Below are 17,388 nucleotides of genomic sequence, written 5' to 3'. Positions count from 1 at the left end.
CTAAGCTTATTAACAAATCTAAATACTAGTCAAATCATGCCTTAAGGTTAAGAATATTCATACAAAAAATACTTCTCTAGAGCCTATAGTAGCGGGATATTACACGCTGAGCCCCCTCAGCATGACGGAGAGAAGCCATGATTGCTGTTCACCAAGGTACCGGAGTGGAATTCTCAGCCATTTATCGCCGACTGGTTATTAATCAATTAATTAGGCGGCTTGAGCTTTTAGAAGCTGAGAAATACGAGCTTGCGTCTGCAAATCAATTGCTCGCCGCTGAAAACGCTAGGTTAAAAATTGAGGTCGCCTACCAAGCGAATCAGCTAACCAACTTAAAAATCGTATAGCCTCTCTCTTCAAATAATACGCCAGCAGCCTTTAGCTCAACGCTAAGGGCAGTCCCTGCTCGGCAAGGCAAAAATTTTGCCTTTCTATCCCGGCTAGCTCCACAGGAACTGGGGGGAAAGACCGAGCGTCAAAAAAACGAGTAGAGTATTTAACCCATCTTGAGTAGCTAAGCTATAGTTTCAAGGTAAACACGCGTGCACATCTCATCATCAAGAACTAGGAGGTTCGTATGAGGAAATGGATCATGTTGGCGCTCATCAACTGGCTACGCAAGCCAGCCAACCGTCAGAAAGCCAAGGACGCTTGGAACAAGTACCGGGGAAATAGCACACAAAGACGTTCATCGAACCGGCCGCGCCCCACGCCACGCAATTCACCAATGCATCGCTCCGACAACACGTTTGATCACTAAACATTAATGCCCCGCCTGCGAAATGGCGGGGTCTTTACCCGGCCAGCTTCCATCAGGCAAAGGAACCTCATCGAGAAACTCAAGCGCACGTACCGGCATGGCAAACTTGATTTCCCTTTTATCCAACGCTTCCAGTAGAGAGAAGTTAATCGCTTGCTGGATGTCCATATAAACGTTGTAGTCCGCGCTCAACACATAATAGACGACCTCGAATTTCAACGCGTAATCAGCAAACGCGCTTAAATGCGCACGATCAAAGCGGGTCTGATGTATTGACTCGATTACTTGTCTGACCAACAGTGGGATCTCACGCACTTTATCAATCGGCGTTCGAAACGAGATAGCCATACTGAACACCACCCGCCGCTCATTCATCCTGCTGTAATTATGTAGGGTTTGCTGGAGCAGCTTGGTATTCGAACAAATGATCTGCTCGCCACTCAAGCTACGGATACGCGTGGTTTTCAGGCCAATATATTCAATCGTTCCGGCAATATCATCGAAGACAATAAAGTTGCCCGTGGTAAACGGCTTATCAACCCCAATTGAAGCAGAAGCGAACAAGTCACTCAGCAGTGCCTGCACGGCAAGAGCAATCGCTATTCCCCCAATCCCCAAGCTTGCTACAAACGCGGTGATGTTGATGCCCAGGTTGGCTAAAATCGACAACAGCACAACGGCCCAAAGGATGATGCGAAACGTCAGCGCGACCATAGTCACAGTGAGCTGATTATCCTGGCCAGCCTTGTCACGGATGGTTTCTTCTTTCCATAACGTAATAGCAGCGCCAACCCATAAACCGAACTGCAGCGCCAGCACCAAAAACCATAAATGGCTGACTCGATCTTCCCATTCCGGCCCCAAATCAACGACGGCCAAGCCAATTTGTAAGGCCATCGCGGCAATAAGCAGACGACTGGTATGCCTGAACACTTCGATACCATAATGGCTCAGGCGCCCTTTCCTGTGTGTTAACCAGCGGGTAAGGCGAGCAATAATTGAGCTCATCAGTATTCGCAGCGCAAAGTAGCTGACAATAGCGATGCCGATGACTAAGACGAAGTTCAAAAAGATAGGTTGAGATACCCACTCTTCCCATGAGCGCCACAAATCCCAATCAAACATGTATCACTCCTTTGTCTGAGGCTCTTATTGCATACGATTGGATTGGCCAACCCGCGTCCGATGTATCATTTCACGCGTTAGCCCCGGCCATAGCCGTGCGCAAGCGAAGGCCGTCTTGCGTCCCAAGCGATGGGACAGCACACCGGCAAGCCGTTCGGCATCCCGTACTGGTTGGGTTAAATCGTTAAAGGCTAGGCGTTGATACGTTCTGGAATCGCCACCAGAAGCGTGAATGTGGGCGGCAAGTAAAGCGGTGTGCAAGGCAATGGCAATTCCATCGCCTGCAAACGATGGGATCACCGCGGCCTGGTCCCCCAGCGAGAACAGGTTGGGCACCGCGTCATCGGGTGAATGGATATACCCATAAGGAATCCCGGAGACAGCCAAAGGTTCACACCAGCAGGGCGTTAACGTGGCGAGGCGCTGCTTCATATGGGATGAAGTACGGCTAAGCCGCTCGAGTATTCCCGACCAACTACCGCCGCAGGCTTTATATATGTCCTGGCTGATCAAAAAGCAGAGATTAATATTCCCATTCTCTATCGGCTCCAGGCCGGCGTAACCGCCATTGAACAAATGAATTTCAACGGTGTTCCTCCATTGATCCTGATGCAATACGCTGGGGCTAAAGTGCATCTTAAGGCCAATCATGTTTTGGCGATGGGACTCTTTTACATTACGTTTCCAATGGCGCAGTTCATGCTTTCCACTGGCCAGAAACACCGTTTTTGCTGAAAACTCCATGCTGGCTGGCCTTACACTCGACTGGCTACTGGCAACCAATCTCCAGCCATCATCAGTGCGAGATAACTGCCTAACCACCGTACCTAGCGCAACGTTTGCACCCGCACGTTCCGCCTGCTCTAATAAGGCCGAATCCAGCAGGCGCCGTGAAAGGCTCCATGCAGTTAACGGCAAGTCGAAGATGAGCTCGCTTTCGCCATTATAAAATCGCACATGACGAATAGGCTCAGCTCCTAACGCCGCAAAATTCAACCCAAGCTCTTCTAGATGTTGGGCGGCTTCATAGCTGATAAATTCGCCGCAAACTTTATGATGCGGGCCCGGTTTGCGCTCCAGAAGGCGCACCGGTATGCCTTGCCTGGCTAATTTAATCGCCGCTGCCGACCCCGCTGGCCCGCCACCTATGATTACCGTTTCATCGCTCATTGGATCGGTGCTTCCTTGTTACAGGAGACGCACAAGCGGAAAGGAAAAAACCACTGAACTCGCACATCCCCATCAAGCCCCGCTTCATCAATTAGGCGCCGCCAATCGGCCACCGTTAACGCACGTGCCACTGATACAGCGGCGTCATTACGGATTAATCGATTACGGCTGAAGAGTGCGGTGGCCGCTTTGATAAAATAATAGGGAATGGGATGCCGATGCAGGTCGTTAATAAACCACCCCTTACTCGCGTGGCCGTCCAGCCAGCGCAGAAAATCCACGATCTGGCTATCGGCAAGGTGATGGGTGAATAATGACGAGATAACGAGGTCGATGGGCTCATCGGGTTCGAAAGCAAACACATTTGCAGTTTCATAACGTATAGCTGAAGGCTGCGGCCAGGATTCCGCGGACTTTTTTGACCATGGATTCAGGTCAACACCGACCATACGGTAACCGGAATTCGGCGTAACACGAGCAGGCCATTTTTTGGCGATCTGGCGCAGCATGTCCCCACCGCCACTGGCCACATCTAGCACAAAAAGACGTTTATGGTTTTCTATCCAAGGGCGAAGCCATTGTAGGGTGGGACGATAGGCCAACGTGAGATGATTGATACGCTCAAGGCCTTCAAGACAATCATGAAATTCTTCAAACGAGATATCGGCATCATCCATGAGTTCCTTCTCATCGCTGCGTTGACTGAAATCCGGCATAGCTTCTTTATCCCTAAAGAACGAATCGCATACTTTCAACCGTGAGCCCAGGACCAAACGCCATTGCCAAGCCGGGGCCTGTTTTTTTTGGGTTATTCAACATCTCCTGAAGCACGAACATGATGGTGGCCGAGGACATATTGCCGAACTTCCTAAGCACCTCTCGCGACTCTATAAGTGCTCGCTCTTCAAGCTCTGCGCCTGCCCTTACGGCATCCAGCACCGTACGCCCACCGGGGTGAATGGCCCAGAGCGCAATATCACTGTGCGTAGCGCCGTCCAACAGCGTATTCATTACAAGCGGAAGATTGTTGGCGATGGCACCCGGCACCTTGCCGGATAAGTGCATATCAAAACCTTGGTCGCCGATATACCAGGTAATTAACGCTTCGGTTTCTGGCAGCACATCCGAGTTAAAACTCTGTATTTCAAGGCCAACTGGATTTGCCGACACGATACTTGCCGCACAGCCGTCAGAAAAAATAGCGAACGATAAAATCTCTTCGAGCGTTCCCGCAGGCTTGAGATGCAACGTGCAGAGTTCAAGGTTGAGCAACAGCACCTTAGCGTGTGGCTCCGAGCGAACAATATGCCGAGCCAGCTTGAGCGCGTTGATCGCGGCGTAACAGCCCATAAAGCCAACGGTGGTGCGTTCAATACCCGCAGGCAATCCGTAATGTTTGATCAATTGATAATCCAACCCCGGCGCATAGAAACCAGTGCAGGTTGTGGTAATTAAATGAGTGGTGCCGGTTAGATCAAGCTGGTCTAGGGTTCGCTTTGCCAAAATGAAAGCGAAGCGTTCATAAAATTTCATGCGTGCCTGAGTGCTGGGAAAAGCCTCATTTTGATAAAAATCTGCCGCATCCAGCTTATCATCATCTACATGAGGCTGAAGAAACGAATACCTATGCTCTATCTGTGAGCGCTCAGCCATCCGCTGGAACACTTTAACTGAACGCATATCCGGCAAAAGCCGTGGGGCGTAATCGACAAACTTGCTATGTATATCAAAGTCTGGGACAGCACAGGCAATGCTATTAATATAGGTCGGATTCATTTTTCCTAGCTCCTCACTACCTAGTACTGCTTGATTTTAGGTAAATAAGCTCTATTGATCACCGCGATTATTTTTTAACTAAATTTAGAAAAAAGCTCAAAAGCTATGCTCGGCTCCACGAGGAAACCGTGCATTTAGCTAAAAATAGAGCTTTTAGAAAACCTAGTTAAAGATGACAGGTATTGAAACACTCAGTGGCGTTATACAGCTCTCCAGGCTGCTTAATTAATAAAAGTGATCTATTAATACGTCGTGATAAGTCAGCGCTTGCATACAAGACTGCTCTTGATGCTTGATACTGAGCAATAAAGAATGAATGAAAGGAGTGATTCTATGCATGCTCCTATTAATCAAGTAGCTATTTACTGGCGCTTCTCACTGCGCCAGAAGATAATCGAGCATTCTCAGACACATTCTGGACACAGTGAACGACCGGTGCATTCTATAGAGGAGATATTGGGAAAGAAGCGCAGGGCCTAGAAACGAAAAAAGCCCCCTGATAAATCAGGGGCTTTTCGAGATAAGAGGCTGATGAGCAGTCCGCCAACGGTGTTTTAAATTCAACAACTTATAATGTAGTTATATTTTCACCCAACATCCCACCCAGCATAAATACAGGTGCTTGTGTGCGCTTCGATGCGACGCTATGCTCGTCTTTTTGGTGGCGTTAACTTGCTGGCGCTTGATGAGTAAGATCGTGAAAGTTAACGCCTGTGGCTTTAATCACCGCGGTCATAGTTCGTAGTGTTGGGTTGCCCTTGGGGGATAAGGCGCGGTAAAGGCTTTCGCGTGATACTTTGGCACGTTCTGCTACCAGCGCCATGCCCCCTTGAGCTTCAACGACATGACGTAGCGCCATTAGGAAGGCTGACTCTCCCCCCTCTTCGTCCAGCTCATCAAACGCTGTTCGCAGGTAGTCCAGAGCCATACCGGGGTCAGTGCGCAGCATCTCAATAACGGCTTCATCATGACTTTTCATGACGTGTTCTCCTTTTGTGGTCGGCCAAAAACGCTTTTGCCTGTTCGATGTCAGACTGCTGGCGCTGTTTGGTACCACCTATTAATAACATTACCAAGCGCGCCCCTACCTTGGCGTAGTAAACGCGGTAGCCAGGACCATAGGTAATGCGTAGCTCCCATACTCCATCACCTACTGTCTTGGTGTCGCCTGCATTACCCGCTGCCAGCCGGTTAAGGCGTGTTAGTACCCGCATAGTGGCTTGACGATCTTTAACCTTCGTAGCATCCAGCCAGGCTTGAAAAGGGTCATAGCCATCAGCGGTAAGGTAGTGGGTAAGTTCAGTCATATGGCCATTGTAGCTTAAAAGCTACAATCTGGAAGAGATTGCGTGACTTTAAGCGATTGAATTAGCCAATGCCCCACGACAACCCAGGAATGGTTCAGCGGTTAGTACGGTTCAGCCCTGCAAGTCCCCCACTCTGACTTCGACAAGCTACGCGCCTCACTTTCTAAGCGATCTGTTAAGTAACCCACGCGCTACCACTTATGACAGGAGGCTTCCATGCAAGTGCTTACTATGGAGCAAGGCACCCCAGAGTGGCTGACCGCGCGGCTAGGTCCCGTCACCAAGTCTGAGCTCAAAGTCTTGCTGGTTAAGGGTAAAGGCCCTGGTGGGTTGAGTGCCGGGGCGATTACCTACATGCACCAATTGATCGGTGAGCGAATTACCGGGGAACAGGCCGAGCCGTTTCAAGGCAACGCCCATACCCGCCGTTGGCATACGCTGGAAGGCGTTGCCGTCCGCTCTACTGCGATACCACTGGCGAACCTAAACCATACGAAGTGGGCATCATCCTAAACCACAACGTGGGTTACTCGCCTGACAGCTTGGTAGGCATTAACGGTCTGCTGGAAATCAAAACCAAACTGCCAAAGTTCCTAATCGAGGTGCTGTTGAAGGGAAAAATACCCGAGGAGCACATACCTCAATGCCAGGGTGGACTATGGGTCAGCGAGCGGGAATGGATCGACTTTGTGAGCTTTTGGCCTGGCATGCCGCTGTTTATCCAACGCGCTTATCGCGACGAGGTCATGATACGTACCATTGCCGATAGGGTTGAGGCGTTCCATGAAGAAATGGAATAGCGTATTAGCCAAGTGATGAAGGCGTGATTCGACATTCCCATAAATACACCAATCAATCGTTTACTATATAGACGCTAGGGAACCCACTCTGGTGTTTTATTTTTTGGATGCAACCATGACGCACCGCAAACTCAAAGCGGTTTAAGTGGCTGATATCTAAAATGTCATAACACTAGTTACTAAAATCAAAAAAATGACCATAGTAAAAATCGCCAACGTCCGGATAAGCGTTCAAGTGCTTCCCCGCACCTTGAGTTCATAGCCAATATCCAACCTCGGGGCTAGTGGTTGCCGGCCTTCAAGTCTTGAAAGCATCAACTTGGCTGCCTCGACACCCATTTCGTATCGCGGCACGGTAATGGTCGAAAGCCGTGGGGAAAGGTGCTCACCTAGCGATAGCCCGAGGTAACCGCCAATCGCAATTTCTTCAGGCACACAAATGCCTTGTCGATTAGCTTCCATTAGCGCCCCGGCAGCAAGATTATCGTTAGCAAAATGTAATGCCTCTAAATCAGGACGAGTTTTCAGTGCCTCTAAGAACAAGAGGCGCCCTGCTTCGTAGGATGATGGCTCCTCGCGACGAAATAGCAGATCGAATTCAACTCCCGCTGTCTTCAGTGCCTCCCGGTGACCCTCGAAACGTTGCATGGCCCGATAATCTCGGCTCATACCGGTACCGAGATAGGCGATACGCTTGAAACCTCGGTCCAGTAGGTGTTGTGCCATACAGGCACCTGCTGCATGGTTATCAACACCGACATTCATATCAATGCACTCATCGCCAAGCTCCATGATTTCGACCACAGGACGACCCCAGTTTTTGAGCCGTAGTGAAGTACGCTCGTGATGGCGAAGCCCCGTCAGGATAACCCCAGAAGGCGAGTAGCCCAGTAATGATTCAATGAGACTAGCCTCTCGATCCAAATCGAAGTCGGTTGACCCCAGCAGCACTTGATACCCAGCCTGCTCAAGGGTCTGCTGAATGCCATGAATCACCTCAATAAAGGTCAAAATAGACAACGATGGCACCACAACCGGAATCATACGCATTCCTGCCGAAGCGAGACCACCTGCAACTAGATTAGGCACATAGCCGAGCTTAGCTACAGCCTGATCTATACGCTCTCGAAGTTTGGCCGACACACTTTCTGGCGTATTGAGTGCACGAGACACGGTAATCGGAGCCACACCGGCCTCGGAAGCCACATCTTGTATCGTTACGCTATCGGTTCCTCGGTGACGACGACGTGATCGCGTTGTAGGGGTCTGTTTCAACATCATCTCCTTAAGTAAAAGCCTTCCTAGATTCTTATTCTAAAGGATAGCAAGCGAAATGGTAGCGCTACCAAAAAAACGTGCTAGCTTTTAAAAAGTGGCCTCGCTCCACGCAGATTCATCTCAATGGCATAGCTAACACCATTGGAGGCTCAATAACTGAGTCAACGCTAACTCCACTCATACTGAACTTCCGGAGGCGTATACAAAATGACAACAACAACACGCGGAATCATCCTCGCTAGCCTGGCCAGCTTAGGAATCGCTGCCCAAGCCAGTGCCAACGAGCTCTCAATTGCTATCCACGTTGAGCCATCCGACACTATGTTCAAGGTCGGGGAACGTCTCAAGGAAACTATCGAGTCAGAAACAGACGGAAAGTACACAGTGTCTCTTCTGGGTACAGAAGTCGGTGGAGAGCGTGACCACCTAGAAGGTGCCAGCTTCGGTGAATATTCCATCGCCTTGGGTGGCTCGATGCCAATGACACTTTACGCCCCGGAGTTTGCTTCAGCCGACCTTCCCTTCGTCTATCGCTCTAGCGAAGAAGCCCGGGAAGTCTATGAGGGTGAGACCGGAGAGCTGCTCAACGAACGCTTGATCGCCAGCGGCAACATGCGTTTGGTTGGGCTCTCCCAACGCAACCCGCGCAATCTGACGTCGAACTTTCCCGTCACCACCCCAGAAGATGTGAGTGGTGTGCGGCTAAGAGTTCCTGAGATAGCACCCTGGATTAAAATATGGGAAGAAGTTGGCGCCCTACCAAGTCCTATCGCGTGGCCTGAAGTTTATACCTCGTTGCAAACTGGTGTGATTGAGATGCAAGAAAACCCAGTCGACTTGATTTACTCAGGCAGACTCTACGATGTGCAGGACCATTTAAACCGAACAGAACATGTATTTTCCTTTTTTCACTGGCTGATGAACGAAGATTTCTATCAGAGCCTGTCTGACGAAGATCGCGATATCATTATGGCCGCGATTGCTGACGCCACCGAGTGGGGCGACGAAACAATCATCAGCGGTCAGGAAGAACTTATCAAAGAGCTTGAATCGCTTGGCATGACCGTCGTTGATAGCGATGTGGACGCCTTCCGCGAGGCAGCCGAGCCCGCGGTTAGGGAAATCATTGAAGATTACCATCCCAGTGTTCGTGAATACGTAAACTCGCTGCTCGATTAAGTCACCAAGGGCGACCCGTCACTATAAGGTCGCCCTTCTCTAGTCAACAAAGTCATTCGACCGGAGGCGCCTGTGACAGCCGCGAACCACGTAAACCGTGCTATTGCTCTTTTCTGGGGACTCCTAACCGCTATTGTCACGACAGCCTTTGCGCTGATGTTGACAATCATGGCTATCCAGGTCATTTCACGATATGCGCTAGGCATACCCGTATCATGGACCGATGAAGCCGCTCGCTATCTCTTCCTGTCCCAGATTTTTCTGGGCTCGGTGCTAGCCCTGCGCTATCAGGAACACATTCGCATCACAGTGGTGACCGATTTGATGGGGCCGCGCGTGCGCAACTTTGTGGCAAGCCTTGCCGATATCATTTGCATCGTTGTGCTGCTGATGTTGGCCATTGGCGGATGGAACATGATGGAGAGAACCTCAGGCATTTTAGCTAGTACTTTCCGTTTGAGTTTTTCTTATATCTACCTGATTCAGCTCATATCCGCTTGGATGATGATTGGACTGCTGATAGGTGATCTATATCGACGCATCTTTATCAGGCTGCCCGCCATTCAAAATGACTGGAGTGAATGACTATGGAAGTCTTTGTCATCCTGTTCGTCGGACTGATCGCCCTATTAATGCTAGGAGTGCCCGTCGCCTTTGCCATGATAGGTTCTTCAGCAATGGTGCTGGGATACACGCGTGGCTTTGATGCCATTCCCATGGAGATGATCGCCCAACGTACTCTCTACGGTGTCAACAGTTTTACTTTGCTTGCTATTCCGGCATTTCTTCTAATCGGTCGGCTAATGAACAGCGCCGGTATATCTGATCGCGTTTTCAACATCGCAAGAACGATGGTGGGCCATCTGAAAGGTGGGCTGGGCCATGTCAACGTTGTCGCTAGCATGCTGTTTGCTGGCATGTCGGGCTCTGCCGTTGCGGATGCTGGCGGACTGGGTGCTTTGGAAATCAAGGCCATGGAAGACGATGGTTATCCTACCGGCTTTAGTGCTGCTGTCACGGCGAGTTCGGCCACTATCGGTCCAATTATTCCGCCTAGTATTCCCGCCGTCATCTATGGTGCTCTGGCCAATGCCTCCATCGCTGGCATCTTCCTAGCATCCATTATACCCGGTCTCTTCATGGGATTAGGCCTAATGGTGATGGTCGCCATCATCTCGCATCGACGTGGTTTTCCTACCCGAGCTCGCGCTCGCTTCCAAGACTTCACAGCGGCGCTACTACGTGGCGTACTGCCGATGCTGACACCGCTCATCATCATCGTGGGAATCTTAAGCGGTGTTTTCACCCCTACAGAGGCTTCAGTGGTTGCCTTGGTCTACTGCTTGTTCATTGCCTTTGTCGTCTATCGCTCTATCAGCTTCCGCGAGTTCGTCAGTATTCTTCGCGCTACTGCCATCGACTCAGCCGCTCTGATGTTAATTATTGCAGGTAGCGCCCTCTACAGCTGGGTGCTGGGGCGTTATCAGGTCACCTCGCTAGTTGCCGAATTTCTTCTTTCAACAGTGACTGACCCACTGGGATTACTGCTGCTGCTGGCTTTGTTCATCCTACTGATTGGCCTGTTCATCGATTCGGTGCCTGCACTGTTCCTGTTAACTCCCCTACTGGTGCCGGTAATAGTGCAATACGGCATCGACCCCATACATTTTGGGGTGGTGATGATTTTTACTCTGATGATCGGCCTTATCACGCCTCCCGTGGGTACTGTGTTGTTTACAGTTCAGAAGATCACCAACCTGCCATTTGGCGTATTGGTGAGAGAAACGATGCCGTTCTATATCCCCCTCTTCATCGTGCTGCTAATCATCATCTGCTTCCCTTCCATCGTCATGTTCCTTCCGAATATTATCTTGAATTAAGGAGACCTAATATGTCAGTCCTCATTACTGGTGGTCTTGGTCACGTGGGTTCCTGGGTCGCCTACTTACTGGCTAAACAGGGGAAGCAGGTAGTTATCTGTGACACAGCTGCCAATCGCTTCGATAGCTTGGGTTTGGATTATCTTGAGGAAGTGCGGGACCTGCTTACTCTCGAATCAGTCGACATCCTCGACTACCACAATATCTTCGAGATTTTCCTACGCCACCGTGATGAACTCGAAGGGGTCATCCACGGCGTATCGGTGATCGCCGGGCCATACTTCCAAGAGCATCCCTTCAAACACTTGTCGATCAATACCATGGGCACCCTCAACGTATACGAAACGTGTCGTATTCTAGGTATTAACAAGGTCGTCAACATGAGTTCGGGGGCCGTCTATGGTGATGCCCCGGGGCCCCAGCACGAAGACACTCCGTACAAGGCTACCGATCTCTATGGCGCCTCGAAGATTTCAGGTGAACTCTATGGTTTGCAGTACAGCGACACCTTCGGCATGGACATCCGCAATGCCAGACTCTTCTTCGTCTACGGTCCTGGTAAGCGACCGTCACACATGCACAAAGTCTATCAAGGGTTGTTCGGCCCCCTAGAAGGCCTCACGGACATCCAGGCCCCCAATGGTTCTGAACAATCAATGGACTGGACACATGTACTGGATACTGCCACCGGCATCGTGAAATTATTTGAAAAGCCGCAAGTGACAAATCGCAACTTCAATATTTCTAGCGGGGTGCCAGTCGATCACCTCAGAATCGTTGATGAAGTGGCTGATATTACGGGCAAAAACTCAAACGTCCAACTGGGACCGGGTCCTTTTGTTGTCCGTGGAGCCCCCTTAGATATCTCGCGCGCGCGTGAGGAGCTCGGCTTCGAACCCCGGTTTACCAATATCCGAGATGGCCTTCTTGACTACTGGCAATGGCTTCAGAATGCTAATCGCCTTCAGTAGCCTTCTACGGTGGGCATCACTCAAAGTAACTCGGTGCCCAACGTAGAACAGTATTTCATCTTGCTTGAGTGTACTGCAGAGACCGTCGCTGCATCATTTAAGAGAGGTCGACTATGAGTGATCGCATTCTGGCCACCTATCTGATCGAAACGCCTTACCCATTAGAGCGTGCTGCTGAAGTAATGGCTGGCGAACAGTCATGTGGCACCTTTACTCGTCTACCCAGTGAGACAGATGCGCTGCGTGAGGCGCATGCGGCCCGCGTCGAGCATATTGAGCCCTTAGAAGCGAGTTACACTCCCTCGCTGCCGATACCTGCGCTGCAGTCAGGCAAAGTTCATCCTGTCTACCGACAAGCACGGGTCACCCTATCTTGGCCATTGGCTAACCTAGGTACCTCATTGCCTACCCTGTTTGCGACGCTGGCTGGCAACCTCTTCGAGCTTAAGGAGCTATCGGCACTGAAGTTGCTCGACCTGACTCTGCCTAAGCCATTCGCCGAGGCATACCCTGGGCCGCAGTTTGGTATAGCAGGAACCCGAGAGCTGACAGGCATCACAAAACGACCAATTATTGGCACCATTATCAAGCCAAGCGTGGGGCTGTCACCAAATGCCACTGCGGAGGTGGTAAGCCAACTGCTAAAAGGTGGGATCGACTTCATTAAAGATGACGAGCTGCAAGCCAACAGCCCTCATAACCCCTTCAAAGAAAGGGTCGACGCAGTGATGCCGCTTATCCGTGAGCATGCCGAACGCAGCGGACATAAGGTAATGTACGCTTTCAACATCACCGGCGAAGCCGATCAAATGCGCGACCATCACGACTATGTAGTCGCTGCTGGTGGCAGCTGTGTGATGGTCGCCCTGAACGCAGTTGGACTCACTGGGGTGAGTCAACTGAGGCGCCACTGCCAAGTAGCACTGCATGGACACCGAGCCGGTTGGGGAATGTTCAGCCGTTCACCACATCTGGGCATGAGTTTCGTGGCTTACCAGAAACTATGGCGCCTGGTGGGAGTCGATCATATCCACGTTAATGGTCTGCGCAATAAGTTCAGCGAGGAGGACGCAAGTGTAATTGCCAGCGCCCGTGCCTGCCTGACGCCCATGTTCGATCCGCCGAGCCCCGGTTATGAAGTGATGCCAGTGTTCTCTTCCGGTCAGACTGCCGACCAGGCAGTAGATACCTACTCTGCCATCACCAGCACCGATCTAATCTTCTGCGCTGGCGGTGGCATCATGGCGCATCCCGATGGAATAGGCGCTGGTGTCAGGAGTCTTCGTCAGGCTTGGGAGGCCGCCATGGAGGGTATCGACGTAAATGTCTACGCTCGTGAGCACACTGAACTAGCGAGGGCCCTGGAGACCTTTCATCAATGACCCTGATGAATTCTGCTCCACTGATTACTTACTACGGTGACGACCTGACGGGATCCACCGATGCGATGGAGGCTCTCGCAAGTCAAGGCGTGAATACCGTGCTATTCACCACTATCCCTGACGAGGCTAAACTGCAAAGATTTCGCCACTGCCGAGCTATCGGCCTGGCTGGCACAAGCCGCAGTGAGTCGCCGGGTTGGATGAACTACCACCTGACACCTTCGTTGATTTGGCTGCGCGATCAGGGCGCAGCTCTATGTCATTACAAAACATGTTCTACTTTCGACAGTGCGCCTCACGTAGGCAGCATAGGTCGCGCCCTTGAGATCGGACACAGTATTTTTAGTCACGATGGCATACCAATTGTCGTTGGTGCCCCACAACTTCGTCGATATACCTGCTTCGGCCAACTGTTCGCCGCTGCCCAGGGGGAAATCTACCGTATCGACCGCCATCCGATCATGTCTCGGCATCCAGTAACACCAATGCATGAGGCTGATTTGCGACGCCACCTATCAACACAGACTGCACTCGACATTGGCCTCATTGATCTCGTAACGCTGGCCGATACTCAAATTGATGCTCGTGTGGACAGCATTCGTTCCGATTATGCCGCGCTTCTTTACGATGTAATGGATGTATCGAGCCAAGCGGCAGTGGGGCGCCAGCTATGGCGCACCCGCCCCACAAATGGTGGGTTTGTAATCGGTTCCTCCGGGGTCGAGTACGCGCTACTAGCGGAATGGCAACGACTAGGACTGGTTGAAACACCACCGACCTTCTCTGACCCAGGCCCCGTGGAACGTATTGCCGTAGTTTCAGGAAGCTGTTCAGAGACTACGGCTCGTCAGATTCGTTACGCCGAGGGAAATGGTTTTACCGCCTTGCGGGCAGACGCTACGCGCTTAGCCAATGACACCCTGGCGCGCACCGAACTCGATGCAGTTCGCTCGCAGGCTCTGTCGGCACTCGCTAAAGGACGTAGCGTAGTGATCTATACAGCGCTTGGCCCAGATTCCAGCCTGACATCATTACAGGACAACAGCGCTGCACATGCCATCGGCCGACGACTGGGTGGCCTGCTCCGCGATCTAGTTCGCGCCGAACAGCTAATCCGAGTTTTGGTAGCCGGTGGCGATACATCAAGCCATGCGATTCAGGAACTTGGTATCCATGCATTAACTACGCTCATGCCGTTACCGCAGACGCCAGGATCCCCACTATGCACCGCTCACAGTAGTGATCCTGACTTCGATGGTCTTCAGGTGGCCTTCAAAGGTGGCCAAGTCGGGGACGATGCTTTTATTGTGAGGATCCGTGACGCCAATATGGGCTGATCAGCTAACGGCATAGCACTGGTCTTCTCTCTCCATATCCTTTGAAAGACTAGACTGCCTGATAAACGCAGATTCAGAGCAGCTCTCGCCTAAACACGCAGCCGTCCTCTGTTACATAATCACTTCAATGAAGATACTGGCTCCGGTAGCGTTGAAGTCGTTTTCAGAGATAAGATATTTATAAATATATATGCAGATTAAAAGGAGCTACTTTTATGAGCGGCTCCCATTAGAGGACTTTTTTTTGGTAAAGACAGCTAGCGGCCGAGGCTGTGTGAAAACGTAGCTGTCGCTATACTTATCCCATGACAGAGTGTGGGAGGTAACGATGAAACGGTTCGTCGCAGGTGAACCCCGATCCCAAGCTACCTTGTTTCCTGAGCTTCTGGATGATTTTGTCTCTGAAGATAATCCGGTTCGAGCCATTGAAGCTTTTGTTGATGCCCTTGATCTCAAACAGCTGGGCTTTAATGGCGTTGACCCTCATGCGACGGGTCGGCCCGCCTACCACCCCGCCGTTCTTTTAAAAATCTATCTTTACGGCTACCTCAATCGCCTCCAATCTAGCCGCCGTCTGGAACGTGAGGCACAGCGTAATGTTGAACTCATGTGGCTAACGGAACGCCTAGCGCCGGATTTCAAAACGATCGCAGATTTCCGCAAAAACAACGGCAAAGCGATTCAAGCTACTTGCCGCGACTTTGTCATGATATGCCGACGTCTAGGGCTTTTTTCACATTCGGTAATGGCGATTGATGGCAGCAAATTTAAGGCAGTCAACAATCGAGACCGTAACTTCACCTTGGCTAAAATGAAGCGGCGGGCAGAAGAAATCGATAAAAGTATTGAGCGTTACTTACGCCAGCTCGACGCAATGGATCAAGGCGCCGCCGCTATCACAGAAATGCGCACGACTGGTTTGAAGGAAAAGATCGCTTCCCTAACAGAAGAAGTTCAGCAACTGCAATCCATTGAAATTCAAAGAACTGAGTCCCCTGATCAGCAAGTCTCTTTGACAGACCCTGACGCTCGCTCCATGACTGCGCGAGGAACGGGAATTGTAGGCTACAACGTGCAGACGGCTGTCGATAGCCAGCATCATTTGATTGTTGCCCATGAGGTAACCAATGTCGGCAGTGACCGGCGTCAGCTTTACCGGATGGCCCAACAAGCACGCGCTGCTAGTGCTGTTAGTGATCTCCACGTCGTAGCTGATCGCGGTTACTTTACTGGTGAGGAGATACTTGCGTGTCACAAGGCCGGTATCACGACGTATCTTCCTAAGCCTAAAACCTCGCCTAGCCAGGCTAAAGGTATGTTTCCCAGAGAAGCGTTCCACTACGTGCCTGAGCGTAATGAATATCGCTGCCCAGCAAGGGAGCGCCTGATTTGGCGCTTCAAGAACGTTGAAAAAGGCCAGACGCTTAATTGCTACTGGAGTTCGGCTTGCCCGAATTGCTCAATGAAGCCGCAATGCACCACAGGTATCTATCGGCGTATCAAACGGTGGGAACACGAAGATGTACTGGAGGCGGTAAAATTTAGACTGGATCAGGCGCCGGATATAATGCGCATCCGTCGTAAGACGGTCGAGCACCCCTTTGGCACGTTGAAAGCGTGGATGGGAGCGACGCACTTCCTGACTAAGGGACTTAAGAACGTCAGCACGGAAATGAGCCTCCATGTACTTGCTTATAACATGAAACGCGTAATGAATATCTTTGGCACCCAGGGGTTAATCCAGGCAATGCGTGGGTAAGGGCTTAAACCTGGTTCTGGCAAGTTTGTAAAGGCGACAATGCTCTTTAGCGGGTGTTTCTTAGTGATCATCTCAAACAGCTAGAGATGCGGAAAATAATAAATAAAGACGTTCTGAAACGTATTGATAGCCGATATTCGTGCCAAGACGGCTAGATACTGTCATCGGCAACTAATTTTTAAGTTTTCACACAGCCTCGGCCAAGAGTAGCCTTTGTTGCTGGAGTGCAGCTTCCCTGAAGCGGACATGGCATGCTACCAATCGCGAAGCAAATAATCATATTGAGCGTTGCAACGGGAGGTGGCTGTTTTGGTAGGTTAACTATTCAAAGACCCAAGAACATCCAGTAGGAGCTGATCAGCTCTTCAAGGTCATGACGCGGCTGGAATTTGGGCTAAAGGAAATTGGCTATTATCGAACCGCAAGAAACCAGAACGCCGAAGTTGATTGGGATAGGTTTGCCAATGAATGTCTTAGCACATCGTTCTTTGATGCAATCACAGTAGCAGGCAATGTGAACGTTCTACTCCAGACGCCACCAAAGCGCCAAATTGTCAACGGTCAAGGCTATCTGAGTTGGGAACAGGTAGGCGCAGTTTCGAATATCCAAGAGTTAACTAGCTCACTACGGCGAGTTAGAAACAACCTATTCCACGGAGGCAAG

18 protein-coding genes are annotated in these 17,388 nt (G+C 50.8%); 11 read left to right on the top strand and 7 right to left on the bottom strand.

Translation table 11 applies throughout. The annotated features are described in order from the left end of the window. Positions 1-137 precede the first annotated feature (137 nt). Positions 138-347 (top strand): hypothetical protein, encoded by a 210-nt coding sequence (locus tag ACT3XD_RS18165; RefSeq protein ID WP_192539617.1) that lies wholly within the window; start codon positions 138-140, stop codon positions 345-347. Positions 348-577: 230 nt separating this feature from the next. Beyond that, a complete protein-coding gene (locus ACT3XD_RS18160; RefSeq protein WP_192539616.1) occupies positions 578-760 on the top strand; it encodes a hypothetical protein in 183 nt (60 codons plus the stop codon). A 3-nt stretch (positions 761-763) separates the two neighbouring features. Here the strand turns inward: ACT3XD_RS18160 and ACT3XD_RS18155 are convergent, their stop codons facing one another. The 6 genes from ACT3XD_RS18155 to ACT3XD_RS18130 form a co-directional block, all read right to left on the bottom strand. Then, a complete protein-coding gene (locus tag ACT3XD_RS18155; RefSeq protein WP_192539615.1) occupies positions 764-1,885 on the bottom strand; it encodes a mechanosensitive ion channel family protein in 1,122 nt (373 codons plus the stop codon). Positions 1,886-1,909: 24 nt separating this feature from the next. Next, positions 1,910-3,055 (bottom strand): NAD(P)/FAD-dependent oxidoreductase, encoded by a 1,146-nt coding sequence (locus tag ACT3XD_RS18150; RefSeq protein ID WP_192539614.1) that lies wholly within the window; start codon positions 3,053-3,055, stop codon positions 1,910-1,912. Beyond that, positions 3,052-3,771, bottom strand: coding sequence for a methyltransferase domain-containing protein (locus ACT3XD_RS18145; RefSeq protein WP_192539613.1), 720 nt, complete (start codon positions 3,769-3,771; stop codon positions 3,052-3,054). The genes ACT3XD_RS18150 and ACT3XD_RS18145 overlap by 4 nt, the downstream gene beginning before the upstream one ends. A 13-nt stretch (positions 3,772-3,784) precedes the next feature. Further along, entirely contained in the window at positions 3,785-4,831 is a 1,047-nt protein-coding gene (locus ACT3XD_RS18140) for a type III polyketide synthase (RefSeq protein ID WP_192539612.1), read from the bottom strand. Between the two features lie 667 nt (positions 4,832-5,498). Beyond that, positions 5,499-5,810 carry an addiction module antidote protein gene (locus tag ACT3XD_RS18135; protein WP_018916179.1) on the bottom strand — a complete coding sequence of 104 codons (312 nt, stop codon included), beginning with the start codon at positions 5,808-5,810 and terminating at the stop codon, positions 5,499-5,501. Continuing rightward, the gene (locus ACT3XD_RS18130) at positions 5,797-6,138 is read right to left on the bottom strand and encodes a type II toxin-antitoxin system RelE/ParE family toxin (protein ID WP_192539611.1); all 342 of its coding nucleotides are present in this window, start codon (positions 6,136-6,138) and stop codon (positions 5,797-5,799) included. The genes ACT3XD_RS18135 and ACT3XD_RS18130 overlap by 14 nt, the downstream gene beginning before the upstream one ends. Before the next feature lie 216 nt (positions 6,139-6,354). On the opposite strand from ACT3XD_RS18130, the gene ACT3XD_RS18125 reads away from it, so the two are divergent. Beyond that, positions 6,355-6,651, top strand: a complete 297-nt coding sequence (locus tag ACT3XD_RS18125) for a hypothetical protein (protein ID WP_225736329.1) — start codon at positions 6,355-6,357, stop codon at positions 6,649-6,651. Beyond that, the gene (locus ACT3XD_RS18120; protein WP_225736328.1) at positions 6,636-6,938 is read left to right on the top strand and encodes a YqaJ viral recombinase family protein; all 303 of its coding nucleotides are present in this window, start codon (positions 6,636-6,638) and stop codon (positions 6,936-6,938) included. The genes ACT3XD_RS18125 and ACT3XD_RS18120 overlap by 16 nt, the downstream gene beginning before the upstream one ends. A 231-nt stretch (positions 6,939-7,169) precedes the next feature. Here ACT3XD_RS18120 and ACT3XD_RS18115 read toward each other — a convergent pair whose 3' ends face one another. Continuing rightward, a complete protein-coding gene (locus ACT3XD_RS18115; RefSeq protein WP_192539610.1) occupies positions 7,170-8,216 on the bottom strand; it encodes a LacI family DNA-binding transcriptional regulator in 1,047 nt (348 codons plus the stop codon). 207 nt (positions 8,217-8,423) lie between these two features. Between ACT3XD_RS18115 and ACT3XD_RS18110 the strand changes: the two genes are divergently transcribed. The 7 genes from ACT3XD_RS18110 (at position 8,424) to ACT3XD_RS18080 (ending at position 16,724) form a co-directional block, all read left to right on the top strand. Further along, complete coding sequence (locus tag ACT3XD_RS18110) at positions 8,424-9,395, top strand: TRAP transporter substrate-binding protein (protein ID WP_192539609.1); 972 nt, start codon at positions 8,424-8,426, stop codon at positions 9,393-9,395. Between the two features lie 72 nt (positions 9,396-9,467). Beyond that, a complete protein-coding gene (locus ACT3XD_RS18105) occupies positions 9,468-9,980 on the top strand; it encodes a TRAP transporter small permease (RefSeq protein ID WP_192539608.1) in 513 nt (170 codons plus the stop codon). Beyond that, entirely contained in the window at positions 9,977-11,275 is a 1,299-nt protein-coding gene (locus ACT3XD_RS18100; protein WP_225736327.1) for a TRAP transporter large permease, read from the top strand. The genes ACT3XD_RS18105 and ACT3XD_RS18100 overlap by 4 nt, the downstream gene beginning before the upstream one ends. An 11-nt stretch (positions 11,276-11,286) precedes the next feature. Then, a complete protein-coding gene (locus ACT3XD_RS18095; RefSeq protein ID WP_192539607.1) occupies positions 11,287-12,246 on the top strand; it encodes an NAD-dependent epimerase/dehydratase family protein in 960 nt (319 codons plus the stop codon). A 113-nt stretch (positions 12,247-12,359) separates the two neighbouring features. Then, positions 12,360-13,628, top strand: a complete 1,269-nt coding sequence (locus tag ACT3XD_RS18090; RefSeq protein ID WP_192539606.1) for a ribulose-bisphosphate carboxylase large subunit family protein — start codon at positions 12,360-12,362, stop codon at positions 13,626-13,628. After that, positions 13,625-14,965: a four-carbon acid sugar kinase family protein gene (locus tag ACT3XD_RS18085; RefSeq protein WP_192539605.1), complete on the top strand. Its 1,341-nt coding sequence runs from the start codon at positions 13,625-13,627 to the stop codon at positions 14,963-14,965. Before ACT3XD_RS18090 ends, ACT3XD_RS18085 begins: the two co-directional genes overlap by 4 nt. Before the next feature lie 328 nt (positions 14,966-15,293). Then, entirely contained in the window at positions 15,294-16,724 is a 1,431-nt protein-coding gene (locus ACT3XD_RS18080) for an IS1182 family transposase (RefSeq protein WP_192539604.1), read from the top strand. Positions 16,725-17,388: the final 664 nt, after the last annotated feature.

Source organism: Halomonas sp. AOP7-B1-5, from assembly GCF_052353045.1.
GTDB classification, from domain to species: domain Bacteria; phylum Pseudomonadota; class Gammaproteobacteria; order Pseudomonadales; family Halomonadaceae; genus Vreelandella; species Vreelandella colorata.
This window is presented reverse-complemented; position numbering and strand designations above follow the sequence as displayed.